The 17,114-nt window shown below is 46.8% G+C and carries 12 protein-coding genes; 6 read left to right on the top strand and 6 right to left on the bottom strand.

From position 1 onward, the window contains the following. Positions 1-143: 143 nt before the first annotated feature. Entirely contained in the window at positions 144-1,487 is a 1,344-nt protein-coding gene (locus ACU1JV_RS24170; RefSeq protein WP_346835182.1) for a glycoside hydrolase family 30 protein, read from the top strand. 163 nt (positions 1,488-1,650) lie between these two features. Further along, on the top strand, positions 1,651-2,046 hold the full coding sequence (locus ACU1JV_RS24165; protein ID WP_013369312.1) for a winged helix-turn-helix transcriptional regulator: 396 nt from the start codon (positions 1,651-1,653) through the stop codon (positions 2,044-2,046). A gap of 303 nt (positions 2,047-2,349) precedes the next feature. On the opposite strand, the gene ACU1JV_RS24160 is transcribed toward ACU1JV_RS24165, so the two are convergent. Next, positions 2,350-2,841, bottom strand: a complete 492-nt coding sequence (locus ACU1JV_RS24160; RefSeq protein ID WP_413987495.1) for a phenolic acid decarboxylase — start codon at positions 2,839-2,841, stop codon at positions 2,350-2,352. A gap of 160 nt (positions 2,842-3,001) precedes the next feature. Here ACU1JV_RS24160 and ACU1JV_RS24155 point away from each other — a divergent pair, with 160 nt between their 5' ends. Continuing rightward, the gene (locus tag ACU1JV_RS24155; RefSeq protein ID WP_013369310.1) at positions 3,002-3,550 is read left to right on the top strand and encodes a PadR family transcriptional regulator; all 549 of its coding nucleotides are present in this window, start codon (positions 3,002-3,004) and stop codon (positions 3,548-3,550) included. Positions 3,551-3,624: 74 nt separating this feature from the next. Here ACU1JV_RS24155 and ACU1JV_RS24150 read toward each other — a convergent pair whose 3' ends face one another. From ACU1JV_RS24150 to ACU1JV_RS24140, 3 genes are read right to left on the bottom strand one after another with little or no spacing between them, the layout of a single operon-like run. Then, positions 3,625-4,824 carry a Ger(x)C family spore germination protein gene (locus ACU1JV_RS24150; RefSeq protein WP_413987494.1) on the bottom strand — a complete coding sequence of 400 codons (1,200 nt, stop codon included), beginning with the start codon at positions 4,822-4,824 and terminating at the stop codon, positions 3,625-3,627. Continuing rightward, positions 4,821-5,915, bottom strand: coding sequence for a GerAB/ArcD/ProY family transporter (locus ACU1JV_RS24145; protein ID WP_328801662.1), 1,095 nt, complete (start codon positions 5,913-5,915; stop codon positions 4,821-4,823). Before ACU1JV_RS24145 ends, ACU1JV_RS24150 begins: the two co-directional genes overlap by 4 nt. A gap of 22 nt (positions 5,916-5,937) precedes the next feature. Then, on the bottom strand, positions 5,938-7,638 hold the full coding sequence (locus ACU1JV_RS24140; protein ID WP_413987493.1) for a spore germination protein: 1,701 nt from the start codon (positions 7,636-7,638) through the stop codon (positions 5,938-5,940). Between the two features lie 245 nt (positions 7,639-7,883). Between ACU1JV_RS24140 and ACU1JV_RS24135 the strand changes: the two genes are divergently transcribed. The 3 genes from ACU1JV_RS24135 (at position 7,884) to ACU1JV_RS24125 (ending at position 14,051) form a co-directional block, all read left to right on the top strand. Continuing rightward, complete coding sequence (locus ACU1JV_RS24135) at positions 7,884-8,225, top strand: phage tail protein (protein ID WP_013369306.1); 342 nt, start codon at positions 7,884-7,886, stop codon at positions 8,223-8,225. Between the two features lie 48 nt (positions 8,226-8,273). Beyond that, complete coding sequence (locus tag ACU1JV_RS24130; RefSeq protein WP_413987492.1) at positions 8,274-12,164, top strand: immunoglobulin-like domain-containing protein; 3,891 nt, start codon at positions 8,274-8,276, stop codon at positions 12,162-12,164. Between the two features lie 213 nt (positions 12,165-12,377). Further along, positions 12,378-14,051 carry an exosporium glycoprotein BclB-related protein gene (locus ACU1JV_RS24125; protein ID WP_413987491.1) on the top strand — a complete coding sequence of 558 codons (1,674 nt, stop codon included), beginning with the start codon at positions 12,378-12,380 and terminating at the stop codon, positions 14,049-14,051. A 67-nt stretch (positions 14,052-14,118) separates the two neighbouring features. On the opposite strand, the gene nirD is transcribed toward ACU1JV_RS24125, so the two are convergent. Together nirD and nirB are read right to left on the bottom strand one after the other, a co-directional pair. Next, the gene (gene nirD, locus ACU1JV_RS24120) at positions 14,119-14,448 is read right to left on the bottom strand and encodes a nitrite reductase small subunit NirD (protein ID WP_102163361.1); all 330 of its coding nucleotides are present in this window, start codon (positions 14,446-14,448) and stop codon (positions 14,119-14,121) included. A gap of 42 nt (positions 14,449-14,490) precedes the next feature. Beyond that, positions 14,491-16,920: a nitrite reductase large subunit NirB gene (gene nirB, locus ACU1JV_RS24115; protein WP_413987490.1), complete on the bottom strand. Its 2,430-nt coding sequence runs from the start codon at positions 16,918-16,920 to the stop codon at positions 14,491-14,493. Positions 16,921-17,114 lie beyond the last annotated feature (194 nt).

Raw genomic sequence — 17,114 nt, 5'->3', positions numbered from 1 at the left:
CTACTTTTTATCTACAGAAACTTCCCATCCGCAAATTTCACCTTGGATTAGGGCAAATTTGTCTTCGCTCAGACCATCTCTTCCCCTAAAATCCTACCCTATAATAGGTAGAGATACAAAAAGCCTGAACAGGAGGGTAACATATGAGCAATCAAACCATTCAGTGGTTTTCCACTTCCAAAGCTAATGCTTGGCAATCCCAAGCTCATCATTTGACCGAAACCCAAGAGAGTGCCAACCTAATCCTTACGGGAGAAGCATATCAGCTCGTCGAGGGCTTTGGCGGCTGTTTTAATGAATTGAGTTATGTAGCTCTGAATCATTTGGACAGCGAAGAACGAGAGCAGGTGCTTCATGCTCTCTTTCACCCGGAGGGCGAGCACAAATTCACAATCTGCCGACTTCCTATTGGAGCGAGTGATTACGCGCTGGAATGGTACAGCCACAATGAAACGGACGGCGACATGGAGATGAAGCACTTTTCCATTGAGCGCGATCAGCAATATCTCATACCTTTTATTCGGGAAGCGTTACAACTCAATCCAGACTTGAAGCTGTTCGCCTCACCCTGGAGTCCGCCGACATGGATGAAATCACCCAAAGCTTACAATTACGGCACACTGCGCTGGGAAAAGGATATTTTGAAAGCGTATGCATTGTACTTTGTCAAATTTGTTCAGGCATACCGCAAGGCAGGCATTACGATTCACCAGGTTCATGTTCAAAATGAAGTCATTGCCGATCAGAAGTTCCCTTCCTGTGTATGGACCGGAGAACAGCTGCGTGAATTTATTCGCGACTATTTGGGGCCCGCTTTTGAGGAACATGGGCTGGATACAGAGATTTGGCTGGGTACCATTAACGCCCCTGATCCGTGGGAGGAATTAATGAAAAAGACGTCGACCGGATTTGATGAGTATGCCCACACCGTGTTGAGTGACCCCGAGGCCTATAAATATATTAAAGGTGTAGGCTATCAGTGGGCAGGCAAAAATGCCATTCAGCGCACCGTAGCCAGCTATCCTGAGCTTCGTTACATGCAGACCGAAAATGAATGCGGAAACGGAGAAAACTCATGGGACTACGCCAAATATGTATATAACCTGTATCAGCACTATTTCACCAATGGTGTGAATGCTTATATTTACTGGAATATGGTTTTGGAGCCGAAAGGGAAGAGCACATGGGGCTGGGAGCAAAATTCGATGATCACCGTAGATCCAGCGAATCGAAAACCTATTCTGAACCCGGAATATTACGTTATGAAGCACTTTTCTCATTTTGTATTACCAGGGGCCAGACGCATTGGAATTCGGGGTTCATGGGCTGGAAATGCGGTTGCTTTTCAAAATACAGACGGACAAAAGGTTCTGGTCATCGCCAACCCGTTTAAGGAATCTCGCGTGCTGAATCTGTCTGTCGGAGAAACAACACACCGTTTGGAGCTGGAGCCGGAGTCCTTTAACACCATCGTTATTCCTGCTTAACCGTTGTAGATTTTTGGAAGCTTCCAGTCTGGCGCACATCATCAGATTGTGATTTCAGTCGATTCGTATCCCATCGTATGCATAGTTTCCAAAATGGATGTATCTCCTTTTGCGTACTGTAGTTATACATAGTATACTTGGAATAACTACGGACAGGAGGTCGATGAACATCACAACTGTAAAAGACCGGATTGATTTGAAACTGATTAATTGTGATAAAGAATTGACTCTCGCGGTCATCGGTGGCAAATGGAAGTTGATTATTTTGTGGCATCTTGGTATGGAAGGCACCAAGCGGTTCGGTGAATTGAAGAAGCTGATCCCCCACATCACGCAAAAAATGCTGACCAACCAATTACGCGAGCTGGAAGAAGATAAACTCATTCTGCGTACAGTCTATCCTGTCGTCCCTCCACATGTGGAATATTCACTGACCGAGCATGGTGAAAGCCTGATTCCGGTACTGCGAGCGATGTACGATTGGGGATCTAACTATCGCGAGAACGTGATCTGGAAAGAAGAAAAAGAAGAAGTGATTCAGGATGTAACACCCGTGTGATTCAGCTAAACAAGCATTTTGCAAAATGCAGATATATATTTTTCATAAAGACGACCCTGGGGTGACCTGGGGTTGTTTTTTGTAATATAAAGACCATCGTCAATTTCCTGATCCAGAACAGTATCAACATCATTGCTGCGGCTTGCTTACTATGTCGTGTAACGGCGCTCAGGGCCTGGCGGAATATAAGCTGCGACCATCCTCCACCACTCCATTAAGCAATCCACTCTCCAGTTTACGTAAAAAAGCCTGAGACTGCTTACCACAGGCTCAGGCTGTACAACTTCCATTAACCATGTTCGATTATGCTTGCAACTTCCCTGCACGAATATCGTCTGTCATTCCAGCGTAAGGTGCTTGGGAAATTAATTGTTCATTGTTCACACCTGCATTTTCGATGAAGGTAATATCCGCAAATTCAGGAACCACATACTTCGGATAGGTTTCATACTTTTCACGCGATTCTTCCATCAGCGGAATAAAATCGTTTTGGTAGCGCACCGTGATTTCCGGATGCTCATGAACCCATTTAGGGAAGAAAATAATGCCATGCATCCGTTTTTCTTCAGGCATAAAGTTCAGGGAAACGTCTGTGCCTGTCGGTTCGGTCCACGATACTTTATACACATTCTCTACCAGCTTCACCAGATTGACCTTCTGATCACGTACCCAGCGTCCGCCTACCATCCCACTATGAATGCGATAATCAATCGTATCTTCATTTTTAATATATATTTCGTACTCCCAGCCATTCTCATAGGTGTAAATCATGTGACTGCCGATAAACTTTTCCATCTTGCATCCTTCTTTCCTTATTATGAGTTTATGAATTAAACAAGACACCAAAATAATAAACAATCATTCAAACATGTAAATATAAACATGTTTTATAATACATATAAATTGTAGCGCTGTGATATACTATTGTCAAATACCCATTGCGAGGAGAACAACGTTGAAACGCACATTAAAATATGCCATTTTGGGTCTGGTTCACAAAGAGGAAATGAGCGGCTATGATATTACGAGCCAATTCAAGCAGGAAATCGGACAATTTTGGAGCGCCAAGCACAGTCAGATTTACCCCGAGCTTAAAAGGCTGACCGAAGAGGGACTCATTGAATATCGCACCTCCATTACAGGAGCCAAGCTGGAAAAGAAGCTGTACTGTATAACCCCCAAAGGGACCCAGGAGCTAACTGAATGGCTGCTAAGCCCCAAAGAGTTACCGGAAACAGAAAAGGATGAGTTTATGCTTATGCTGTATTTCTCAGCAGCCATCCCCAAGGAAGAAAGCAAGCGCTTGTTCGAGGACCAGATTGCCAAACGAGAAGAAAAGCTGGAATACCTGTACGAAAGTAAAAAATCCCTTCAACGGCTGGACGAGAACCTTCAAGTGCCCGGATCTAGTCAATTCGGCCATTATTTAGTGCTTAGCCGTGCTATTAATCGGGAAGAAAGCTATATTACATGGCTGAAAGAAACACTATCTCTATTTAAATAGACTTAAAAAACCTTCAATTCCACTTGGATTCGTGGTATTGAAGGTTTGTCCATAACAGGTGCAAACGAAATTCCTCAGTCTGCCGTCGTAATCGAAGAGCCGTAATCTTCAATATGGATATCTGTGCTAAACCGTACAGGAATGGTGCTAAAAGTGGTATCCCAATCCTTTTTGACCTTACGCCAAACTTTAGGATGCTGAATCCTCAAGGCTTCTCCGAAACCTCCGACGTCAACCTTCAGCTTTTGCATTTTAGCTAACGTTTGTTCAGCTAATGAATTCACTTTCTCCTGAAAGAGATTCTCTTCTTGTCCAAGCACTTTGTTGTTGCGCAAATTTTCATTCTTTATGTGCACCTCCGAAATGCGTCCCTCTGAGGTCATTTTTACCTGAAAGAAAATGTCATCCCCCTGAACGATGGCCTTGATCTTGCTTTTCACCGCTTTGATCTCATATGCTATATTTTTCCCAGTCTTCGGATCGCTGCTTTTCAGCACGCCTCCCTTCAGATCGCCTTTGATCCACATAAGACCTTCAACCTCTGACTCATTCAGATAACCACCGTAGGTTTGCGTCTTTCCCTTAATGATTCCCGCACCTGCGAGCTTGATTTCATTCTCCGCCGTAATGACATTAGGTAATATAAAGCTTCTTTCACCCTTCATGGGTCCGATCACTTTAGCCAAAGCCACGGGCTTTATCAACCGTGCATTCCGTTTACGGTTTTGGAATATATCCTTTAAAATATAAGCAGGAATCTGACCAGGAATTTTCTCCTGAAGCGTATTCCCCGCCTTGTCTGTACTAATCAGCAACTGTACGCTGAGCCGAATATCATTATCCCCCAAGGAAAAGTCCAGCAACTCATACAAAGGAATCTTGCGAAGCAGACTGGAGCTGATAATAATGGTTTTCAAATGTTGCCCGATGGGAGGACGATTGGTCCGTAATGAAATTTCTCTGATCATTTCAAAAATGGAATCTCCCGTTTCCGTAATATTAAAAAATTTTTTAGCTTGTGGAGAAGAAGTGTTGGAGCCACCGCTTTCTTCTGGAATGATAAATTGAAAGGTTCCTGTAATTAACTCCTTCTTTGGATAATCTCCTCCTTTTCGATTAATTTGTTCTTCTTGCAAAGATTCTTCCGCTATATCCATAGCAATGCCTGTCTCCAGATTCAGATCCTCCACCGGTGAACTGCTCCAGCAGCCTGAAAGTGTACAGCATAATAGGAGTGCCGTCATTCCGAGTAACCCTGACCGAGCCTTTATCATGACCGCACCTTCCTCCAGCGAGAAATAAGCAGCAGTGGCAGTGGAAGCAGAGCGAACAAAACAAAAGCTGCATTCCCGATGACCGATCCAAAAGAAAATAGCTCATTCAGGTTTTTCGGAATTTGGGACAGGAAGTAGATGATCGGAAGCAAAATGAACAGCGTCTTGGAATAAGAGCTATTCAAAATTTGAGAAACTCCGAGCGAAGCGCAATAAAAAGCAATACTAAATGTGGAAAAAATTTGCATGATCCAAATGGTCAACAATAAGGATTCGAACCGTTCCAATAACAGGTACTCCACTTCAAAACTGCGAGCCAAATCTAAAAATGGCCAGGTTCTGCTCAATACTCCTTCGAACGAAAAAGCGCCAATGCACAGGATCAGCGTAGCTGTATAAAAACAGACCGCGATCCCGATCGCCAGTCCGATTGCCTTGGTTGCTTTCTCGGGTTTTTCCATCCGACAAAGAATAATCAGCAAGGACTCTGTCCCCGTTAATGTCAGGATTGTAGTCTTGAGCGTTCTAACCACGGGCATCATCCCCTCCGACAAGACAGGACGCAAATTATTCAATTCGAAAATATTTAAACTCAGCAAGCATATCAACAAAAAGATAGCTGCCGTAATGGGGAATATTAATTGGCATATTTTCCCCAATGAGCCCACCCCTCCCATGCATAGGTACAGAGAGAGCCACATAAAAGGTGCTGAAATCGCCCACGCCGGAGTGCCTTCAAGCAGAAAGAACGACGTTACTTCCTCCACAGATCGGATTTCAAATGCGGCTATACAAACAAAATAAATAACAATCAGCATACCAATCCCTTTGCCAATGACTTTGCCTGTTATCCGCTGAACATACTGATAAAAGGTACTTTCCGGAAACCTTGAACTTAGTTTGATCATAATCCATCCGAACAGGAAAGTGCCCGCCCCTGCTAAAATGACAGATATCCACGCATCCGGTGTTTTTGCAACTTCAGTTGCTACTCTGGGAAGGGTAAGCAACCCGGCAGCCAGCATAAAGGAAACCACAATTGCCGTTGTCTGCAACGTTGTAATTTTATCCGCTTTTTTCCCACGGGCCATCTTGCTCCCTCCTGTGTCGAGCTCATCCTTGTCGCTTAGGATCTTTATGCTTCAATAGAATGGGTCTGTTTTTCATAAATTGTATCGGTGCTCGTATGAAGTAATCTTTCCAGTCTTTCAACGAACGGGGGGTCGTCAGACTCAGGAACGGCACACCGAAGCTGTGTAATTTAACCATATGAATGCTCAACATCAGGAAAAACATGATCACGCCATACAACCCGAAGGTGGCCGCCGTGAACATGGCCCCAAAGCGCATGACACGCATGGAAATCCCAGCGCTGTATACAGGGGCTGAAAAGGAAGAAATCGCCGTAACAGCCACCACAATAACGAGAATCGGGCTTACAATCCCAGCGTCAACAGCGGCCTGTCCGATAATCAAACCTCCGACGATGCCCATCGCTGGTCCAATGGGTTTGGGGAGCCGAAGTCCTGCCTCGCGTAAAATCTCAATCGAGGTTTCCATAATCAGGGCCTCAATCAGCGTCGAAAATGGAACTCCCTGTCTCGCACTGATAATGGAAATGACCAGCTTGGTTGGAATCAGTCCGGGATGAAACGAGATGAAGGAGATATACAGCGCCGGGGCGAATAGTGATATGAAAGTTGCCATAAAACGAAGAAATCGAATCAGCGACCCCGGTAGCCATCGTTCATAGTAATCTTCAGGAGACTGGAGCATCATCCCGTACGTTACAGGCATAAGAAGCGCAAAAGGTGTACCGTCCAGCAGAATCGCTACACGTCCCTCTAGCAATGCAGCCATGACTCGATCTGGTCTCTCCGTATTTTGAATTTGCAGAAATGGGCTGAGAAAATTATCCTCAATAAGCTGCTCTACATAGCCCGACTCCAGTACCTCATCCATATCAATGGTTTTGACCCGCCGCTTCACCTCATCTACAAGCTCCGGGTCGGCAATATCTCTGAAATACACTACCATCAGCTGTTTTTCCACTCTTTTGCCGACTTTGAAGGAAGACATAGCCAGTTCCGTACTTTCTCCATGTCTGCGCAGCATCGCTGTATTGTCGCTGAGTGTCTCTGTAAAGCCGACTCGTGGTCCGCGCAGCACCGATTCCGATATCGGGTCTTCCACCCCTCGTGTACTCCCTTTGGGCGTACCCAGTACAAAAGCACCGGGTATGCCCTGAATCATGAGTATGACTGAACCGAACAGCACCTTTTGCAAGGAAAACTGTACCTCTAACGTATACTCTGTCTCCGATACCAGCATGACCTGGTGAACAATCATATCCCGAAGCTCTTTTCCTCGCGGAAGCTCTTCCCTTTCTTGCCCGGAGCTGCCCCAATCCATTAGCGGCTTTAAAATGTTCTGATCCATGCCAACCTTGTCCGTTAATCCATCTACAAAAAAAAGTGTGCCTTCAGCGTTCAGATTCTCCAGAAAAATCGATCGTTCGTTTACGTCTGCCATATCCGTGACTGCTTGTCTGATTTTGGCTACATTGGCTTCATAATCTTCGGTAAAGGTCCCCTTTGCCTTCTCTGCCTCACTGACAGACGGATTATGATCAGCCTGCTCCGAACGATCTTCCTCTTCTAGCAGCTTCAATCGCTCCTTGCGTCTGCTTTCCCGGCCATCCAGCGCTTTAAGTTGTCGTACTGTAAGAAAAATAATCAAAGGGATGATAAATAAAAAGAGGGCTTCCACCCACACATTCCATTTGGGCACATGAGTTCCGATGACCTTCCACACGTTCATTCCTCCTTGAATTCCACCCGATTTGTATATAGATTTACCTGGATTAGAAAAAAGATGCATGAAAGATGGACCAGATGGAATAAATTTCTTTGCTCACAAAAGGAATAAAAAGGTGAATTTGATAGATGAACTGTATTGCAAAAGTGGAAATCCATGATAATATCTATTCATTCTATGACTAATGTCACAAATTTGTTGAATTCGTGGTCCATTATTCGAATCTAAAAGGAGTTGTAGGTATGAAGAATCATTTTTTGAAAAAAACCGCTGTATTGAGTCTGCTGGCGGTCATTTTGTTAGGAGGAACGGCAATCAGTCCCAAACAGGCTCAAGCATCGCCCGAGCCTTATATTGGGGAAATTACGATGTATCCGTATACGTACGCTCCTAAGGGCTGGATAAAATGCGAGGGTCAACTCCTGGATATTTCTCAGAATTCAGTATTATTCAGCCTGCTGGGCACTAATTTTGGCGGTGATGGAGTGCGTACATTTGCATTGCCTGACTTGCGCGGAGCTTCCCCGTTGCCGAATGTAAACTACTACATCGCTACCGAGGGGCCATACCCTTCCCGCCCATAATATGAATACATCAATAAGTGTGCTATTTAATAAAGAAGAGGTGATAGCGTGCTCGAAGGCAATAGCTTCACACGCAATAAGTTAAAACCCTACCGTGTGCTGGTTCCACTCATGCCATTGATCAGTGGTGCGTTCCTGTTCATAGGGACGAATGAAGCCCATGCTGCCGGTTGGGAAAATGTAGTGTTTAACAAACCAACTACATCCAGCGGTTACACCCAGCCCTATGATCCCTCCAGGGCTGTGGATGGGTCAGTCGACCCGACAAGCCGCTGGTATCAGGCAAGCAATGGTGAAAAATGGATCCAGGTAGATCTGAGAGACTGGTATATCGTAGATCGATATGTTGTTACAGGTATGGGTGTCCATTATGGATGGAACGATCAACGTGATCCATACAGTTTCCGATTGCAGACGAGCAGCAACGGATTTAATTGGGCGACTGTGGATACCGTGCAGAATAATGGGAGTTCTAATTTTCAAAAAAGCATTCCCCCTGTAACTGCACGATACCTGCGATTATATATTGATCAAGGAAATGCAAGAAACAATCAATGGGCTTCCATCATGGAATTCTCGGCTTATGGGGAGCGATTACCCGTTCCACAGGCCCCGGGCCATTTTACAGGTATTAAAAATGGAAATACGGTGGAGTTAAGCTGGGATGCCGTTCCTTATGCAACTTCCTACAAAGTCGTGCGTGATGGTATAACGCTCTACACAGGCAGCCTAACCCAATTCATAGACACTTCAGCATTGCCGCCAGGTGAAGCAGTTTACACAGTTCAAGCCGTGAATGCTAAAGGGGAGAGCACTCCCTCAGAAGTCAAAGTGAACATACTTACCGATGCAGAGAGAGTTGCACAGGCAAAAGCTGCACTTGCTCTAAGTCTCGCACCTGGAGATACGGTGGAATCGGTATCCCAAAAGCTGACCCTGCCACTCACTGGGTTGAATGATACGACGGTGAGCTGGAGTTCGGATACTCCTGACGTTATTACGAACGAAGGAGCTGTAATACGCCCGCGGTACGATATGGGTGATCAAAAGGTAAAACTGACAGCAACGATTGTAAAAGGAACCGCCTCGGATACTCAAACTTTTGAAGTTACCGTTTCGAAGATGACTGCTCAAGATACATTGAATCAAGCAGCAGATGCCCTATCGCTTGGCGATTTGTCTGCGGTACAAGAAAATGTATCTCTCCCTTTATCCGGTTATGGTGGAGTGCAGATCGAATGGTCCTCGTCCAAACCTCTTGTCATTGCAGCAGATGGAACACTCACCAGACCTTCCTATAGTAGTGGAGATACCGATGTTACCCTAACGGCCACCCTGCAACTTGCAGGCTTAACGAAAACAAAGGATTTTACTGCACACGTACTGCGTCTGCCGATGAGCGACACTGAAGCCGTGGACGCAGCATACAGAGCACTTGAACTACCGCTAACGACAGTAACCGGAGACGTATATTTGCCAAAAGATGCTCTGAATGGTGTTCAGGTGTCATGGTCGTCGAGCCAACCGGAGTTCCTGGATCATACTGGACATGTCACCTTCCCGACCTATGTACAGGGCGATCAGACCATCACGCTCGAAGCGATTGTGTCAAGAGGTGGGATTGAGCTTCGAAAAACCTTCAGCCTGCTCGTACCCGCATTGCCTGTAAGTGCTGATGAAGCAGTGAATTTGGCGGCAAAAACACTAAATCTGGATTACCCGGAAGGGATTAAGGATTCCATCACCCTGCCTCGTACAGGGGCATTCGACACCCAGATCGACTGGTCTTCGGATCGACCGGATATCCTCAGTGACAGTGGTCAGGTGAATCGGCCTAAATATACAGACGGTGATATGAATGTACAGTTAATTGCTATGATTTCTAAAGGTATAGCTTCTGTCCAAAAAACATTCACGATTACCGTGCTGAAAGCATTGCCGAATACACCTTATGTACGACTGAACGGCAGTAATCCAATTGTTCTGGAAACTGGGGATAGCTTCACTGATCCAGGAGCCAGCGTACTGGACAGTGTATACGGCAATATTCTGATTCCCGATCTTTCAGGTATCGGCAATGTCGATACGAATGTACCTGGTGTATACGTATTGAACTATACTTATAGCGACAATGGAAGTTGGACTGCAGAGCCGGCAGAACGCCGTATAAACGTGCTGCCCCGTGCTGTTGCAGCCGCAGCAGGCGATGAGGACATTGCCTCTGTGATCGTCACAGGCGCTTTACCGAACGCACGGCTTGAACTGTATAATGCTCAGCAGGAGCTTATAGCGGAAGGAATCGCTTCGAGTGAGGGAAAATATACATTTACACCAGTACCCGAAGGAGCTAGCTACTATGTGCTACAAAACGTAAATGGCATGAAGAGCGCGCCCTCTGGGCTAGTGTCTCCACAAGGATTAACCGCGCAGCGTGTCGCGGATTCCATCACAAGCATACCTGCCCCTACAACAAGTGATACAATGCTTATTCTGCCTGCTGTACCCGATGGCTACCGTGTGACCATCAGCAGCAGTAGTCAACCAGACATCGTGCGTACAGACGGAACTATTTTTCAGAGAGACACTCCTTCCGTTGTCACTATAATATTGGATGTCATGAAGGCAAGCGATGGTTCTCATGCTTTGACGCAGGCCATAAAAGTCATCGTCCCTGCTAAAGTGACTGTGGGCACAGGCAAGTCTAACAAAGATAAGAATGAGGGTCAGGATCTGTCTGCTGGCGTACAACAGATCGTTTTTTCAGAGCAAGGGAAAGCTGTTTCCCTCTTTGTTCCTTCGCCGGCATTTCTGGATGAACAGATTCAACAAGCACTGCGCGAAGGCAAGGCATACGCTGACATTCGTTTGGAGCAGGAAAAGCAAATGAGCCGTGTTCTCCTGACTCATTCTGTACTGAATAAATGGGCGCAGATTGGAGCTTCGGTGATCTCCCGTTATGGAACACTGATGCTATCCAGTGACACACTAACCAGCATGGCCGCCTCAGGTCAGCAGGACGTTACCATTTCATTTCAGCAGGCAGATCAGCAATTCCGAGATTGGGCTGAGCAACAATCCAACCTGAAGCTGATAGGAGCGGCTGTAGAAATTAAAGCTAACGTGACAGGGACTTCGTCCATCGTTCTGCCGCTGGATAGCGAATCTTCAAGTGAATTGCAGAATGTAGAACCCCAATTCTCTATTCTTGTGATGTATGAAAATGGCGAGCGCGAGATTCTAAAGGGCACTGCTGTGATAAATTCACAAGGGATTTTGTCGGGTGTGAGTCTGAATACACCTCGGTTAGGTACCTTCGCTGTTGCCGTCTCTACGGACGCGTCTCAGGTTGATCAGACCGATGTACAAAATGACCCAATCCATTCGTCAGATTCGCAAGAGCCAGCTCAAGTGTGGCCGGACCTACAAGATCACTGGGCAGCGAAGTCCCTACAATCTCTTGCAGCCAAAGGCTGGATGCAGGGCTATAAAGATGGCAACATGCGCCCTGAGCGTGCGGTAAGCCGTGCAGAATTTGTAGCCATATTGATCAGGGCTTTAGGAACTACTGGAGACGAAAGCCTGTCTACCTCATTTACAGATATGAAGGGGCACTGGGCTGGATCAGCCGTGGATGCCGCTCACCGTCAGGGATGGATTCAAGGACTAACCGCTCAGACGTTCGGACCTGATGAAAGTCTTACGCGTGAACAGGCGATGGTGATCCTGTCACACGCGATGCAGAAACAGACATCCGTTTCCAGCCCTACTGGACTGCAATCTTACAAAGATGATCAGCAGATTGCTTCCTGGGCTTCCACAGCATTCGAGAAAGCCATAGGTTCGGGTTGGATTAGCGGGTATCCTGATGGAACACTCAAACCAAAAGCCGCCATCAGCAGAGGCGAGATGGCTGAACTGCTGGTACGAATTTTCAAATAAATCTTTCGAAGACGTATAATCTAATAGACTACACACTAAAGCGCGGTCCCAGGCTATTTGGGGACCGCGCTTTTTGTTATCAATATTTTATTAAGCTTTGCTTGTGTATTCACCCTTTTCGCTTCAATAAATATATTATGAATATCTGTAAAACGGGGCGATTAACCATCTGTCACCTCTACAGTAGGAAGAATGAGGAGGAGATACTTGAGCATGAAACATAAAAGACCGTTCAGGTTCAGTGGTGCTTCAAAAAAAGACGAGGACTGCAAACCACCAAGAGATAATAGAAGTATCGAAGCGCTTCTCAAGCTTATTCATGAATTGACCTCGATCGTCCCACTTGTATTCGCAAACCCTTCTGCGGCTAATGTATCTTTATTGCAACAGATTTTAAGACAATTGCTGTCTCTGGCGAAAAGTTTAAGACTTAGAAGCGGGGCTAAGGCAGATTTACTGGCGGCGTTGGAACTTGCTATTGTAGCATTAGAAGCCACACCTTTCTCTCCGATCAGCGTAGGTACTACATTACAGCAACTGCTGGATGCCCTATTGTCCATCGTTCTACAGGAATCCCTCAATTCAACTCTTAAAGACAGTTTAATCCGTGCAATCAGAACTGCGGGTACGACGGTTAGCAACGCACTAAGTGAACCGTATTTGTCAGGGGAGCCCGGCCCACAAGGGCCTCCGGGACCTGTGGGGCCTGGTGGTGCGCCTGGTCCAGCAGGTGTGCCGGGCCCACCAGGACCTCCCGGACCTGTGGGGCCTGGCGGTGCGCCTGGTCCAGCAGGTGTACCGGGTCCACCAGGACCTCCCGGGCCTGTAGGGGCCGCTGGACCTATCGGAGCTGAAGGGCCTGCCGGGCCTGTCGGAGCCGCTGGGCCTATCGGAGCCGTCGGACCTGAAGGGCCTGCTGGGCCTGCCGGGGGTGTAACAGGCGCCACGGGCGCTACGGGCGCTGATGGTTTGGTCGGACCCGCTGGAGCCACAGGGCCGACTGGCGCTGATGGACTGCCAGGCGCAGTTGGTGCGGTCGGACCCGCTGGAGCCACAGGGCCGACTGGCGCCGATGGACTGCCGGGCGCTGTTGGCGCGACTGGGCCTGCTGGAGCCACTGGACCGACCGGGGCTGATGGGCTGCCAGGTGCGGTTGGTGCGGTCGGGCCCGCTGGAGCCACTGGACCGACTGGCGCTGATGGACTGCCGGGCGCGGTTGGTGCGGTCGGGCCCGCTGGAGCCACTGGACCGACTGGCGCTGATGGACTGCCAGGCGCGGTTGGTGCGGCCGGGCCCGCTGGAGCCACGGGCGCTACAGGTGTCGGCGGAGCTACTGGAGCCACTGGGGTTACTGGAGCCACCGGTTCAGGGGCAATTATCCCATTTGCCTCCGGTGGTCCTGCTATACTGACAACCGTTCTTGGCGGATTGGTAGGAACCACAAGTTTGATTGGTTTCGGAAGCTCAGCTACAGGTATTGGCCTTGTAAATGGGGTTATAGACCTCACAGGTACGCTTGTAGGACCACTCATTAACTTTGCTTTTTCCGTTCCACGGGGGGGTGTAATCACATCCATTACCGGATATTTCAGTACAACTGCTGCTCTAACCCTCTTAGGATCATCCGTTAGCATTACTGCCCAGTTGTTTAGTTCCCCGACACCTAATAACACCTTTATAGCCGTTCCCGGAGCTACCGTTACATTGACTCCCCCACTAACTGACATCGTTGCTTTAGGAACGACTTCTAGTGGTATTGCTACTGGATTGGCTATACCCGTAACCGCGCAAACCCGTCTGCTTATGGTTTTCTCTGCCACTGCGACAGGCGTTTCCCTCGTCAATACCGTGGTGGGTTACGCAAGTGCAGGTGTCACTATTACCTGATCCAAAACAAAAAGGGCCCTGCAGGATTGTTCCTGTCGAGCCCTTTTTATGCTTTCCCTCACATGAATTAAACCGTCACAAGCGATATTTTCACTACTTCTCCCTCTTCACAGACGGCGAACGTTTTAATTTGTCCGTGGTCAGGCTCTTGAACGAGGCCTGTTTGCAAATCAATTTTCCAGTCATACAAAGGATCATAAATATAATGACCAGATACTATTGCCTCTGTAAGAGGACCCCCCTTAGGGTGAGGATTACTATTTTCAACAGCATACAGCTTATTCTCCGAAGTGCGGAAAACAGCAATTTCAGCACCTTTGACGTGGATAGTGCGTCCTATTCTGATCGGAAAATCCTTGCTATGACCGACAACAAGCCATTCGGCATTCTTGATCATTTGCTTGCTCGCTTCCTTCCTCAGGCATTTTTAGATGCAATTTTACACAATAGACGGAGTGACAGCCTCAAATAGATTCTTGCGTGTATCCTCATCATGGATGATTTTTTTCCATGGGTCTTCGACCTGTTGTAATGCAAATTCAACGCGTTCTACTAAAGCTTGTCGATTAGCTGTATCGTTAACGACAGCCTTCTGAATCTCTTCCAGACCGATCCGTTCCACCCACTCGGAAGTACGTTCCAGGTATTGCCCTGTTTCCCGGTAGAATTGCATCACGGCTCCTACAATATCAATCAGTTCAGCGTCGGTTTTTACTTTACAGAGTGAATCAGCCAACCGTGCTTTAATACCACCGTTTCCACCGATAAAGATCTCCCAGCCCCCATCGTTGCCTACGATTCCGATATCTTTCGTACATGATTCCGCACAGTTGCGTGGACAACCATTAACCGCTAATTTGAATTTTGCTGGGAAATCCAATCGTTCGAATTTCCGTTCCAGCACTTCTCCCATGCCCATCGAGTCCTGTGTACCAAAACGGCAAAATTGCGATCCAACACAGGTTTTCACCGTACGAAGCGACTTCGCGTACGCATATCCCGAAGGCATATCAAGTTCTTCCCACACTTTAGGCAGATCTTCTTTACGGACACCAATCAAATCCAGCCGTTGTCCCCCAGTTACTTTTACAACTTTAACGTTGTATTTAAGCGATACATCAGCTATTTTCTTCAAATCTTCTGGAGTCGTTACCCCGCCGTACATTCTTGGCACCACTGTAAACGTTCCATCCTTTTGAATGTTCGCGTGCAATCGCTCATTTACAAACCGGGAATCTCCCTCATTTTCATAGGTATCAGGGTTAATCATACCCAAGTAATAATTCAGCGCCGGACGGCATTTGGAACATCCTTCATCATTATGCCAGCCGAGTACATTCATCACTTCACGCGTAGTGGTCAGCCCTTTGGTTTTGATCGCTTCCACAATCTCGTCCCGGCTCAAGGTTGTGCAACCACATATTCCCTGCTTGGCTGATGTTTTGAAGCTGTCTCCAAGAACATATTGCAAAATTTGCTCAACAACGGGCTTACATCCTCCGCAAGAACGCGTAGCTCCGGTACATGCCTTAATTTCATCAACGGTGGTTAGTCCATTTTCATTGATTGCTTCCACAATTGCCTTTTTAGTCACACCGTTACAACCGCAGACAATTTCATCGTCCGCCATGGTTTCAACGGATGACGTTTTCACCCCGTGATTGCCGCATCCAGTACCCATGATCTGTCCATAGATCTCATCTGTCATTTCCGTTTGCTGACGCACATATTTTTGCAGACTAGCAGATTCACTCACATCGCCAAACAGTACAGTACCAACAATTTTATTTTCACGAAGCAGTACCTTTTTGTATGTTCGCTTCCACTCATCCTTCGCTACAATCGCCGTATGTTCAGGTTGGGTTATGAATTCGCCAGCTGAGAAAACATCTACCCCTGAAATTTTAAGCTTGGTGGAAACTACCGATCCTGCATAGCCTTCAGTATCCACGCCTGCCAAATGCTTGGCAATCACACTTCCCTGTTCAAACAGCGGAGCTACCAGACCGTAGCAGATTCCACGGTGCTCAACACATTCCCCTACAGCGTATACATCCGGCATGGAGGTTCTCATGAAATCATCGACCACAATCCCGCGGTTCGTTTCCATACCACTTTCTTTAGCTACCTGGATATTAGGTTTAATCCCGACGGCCATTACAACCAAATCTGCTTCCAGCTCGCTTCCATCCGAGAAGCGCAGTCCTTGTACCCGATCTTGACCGTACACTTCCGCAGTTTGCATTTGCATAGCAAACTTGATTCCCTGACGTTCCAGTTCTGCTTTCAACATCGCAGAGGCTTCCCGGTCTAACTGACGTTCCATCAAATCTTCCATTAGATGAACGACCGTAACATCCATCCCGAGGTTGACCAGGCCTTTAGCTGCCTCCAGCCCCAATAGACCTCCGCCAATGACAGCGGCCTTTTTATAGGTCTTCGCTGCTTCCAGCATGGCCGAGCAATCGGCGATATCTCGGAAACCAATAACTCCCGGTAATTCTTTACCCGGAATAGGCAGAATAAACGATTGTGAACCAGTAGCCACCAAAGCCACATCGTAATCAATTTCCAGTCCGTCTTCGGTGAGAATCTTCTTGTGCTCACCGTCGATACTTTTAACCATTTTTCCTGTATATAAAGTAATCCCTTGATCCACATACCATTGCAAATCGTTCAGTATGATATCATCTATTGTTTTACTACCTTCCAACACATAAGAGAGCATGATCCTGTTATAGTTCGGATGCGGCTCACTTCCCAGGACTGTAATTTCATATTTATCTGTTAATTTTAAAATTTGTTCGACCGTATTGATACCAGCCATCCCGTTCCCTATAACCACAAGCTTCTTTTTACTGTTTATCATATACCGGTTCCTCCATTCATTCGACGCTACTTCCTATCCGACGACATCTCTACGTTTCTAATGAATATTGTTTATGCTTCTATTCTAATACAGCAGATAGGTCTATATGTGATTTCGATCACAATGTAGTTAAAATTATGAATATTTAGGGATTTCCCTATTCTATTTCAAGGGATTAAGGTAAGGACCGGAAA

It is taken from the genome of Paenibacillus sp. T2-29 (assembly GCF_052921365.1).
This window is presented reverse-complemented; position numbering and strand designations above follow the sequence as displayed.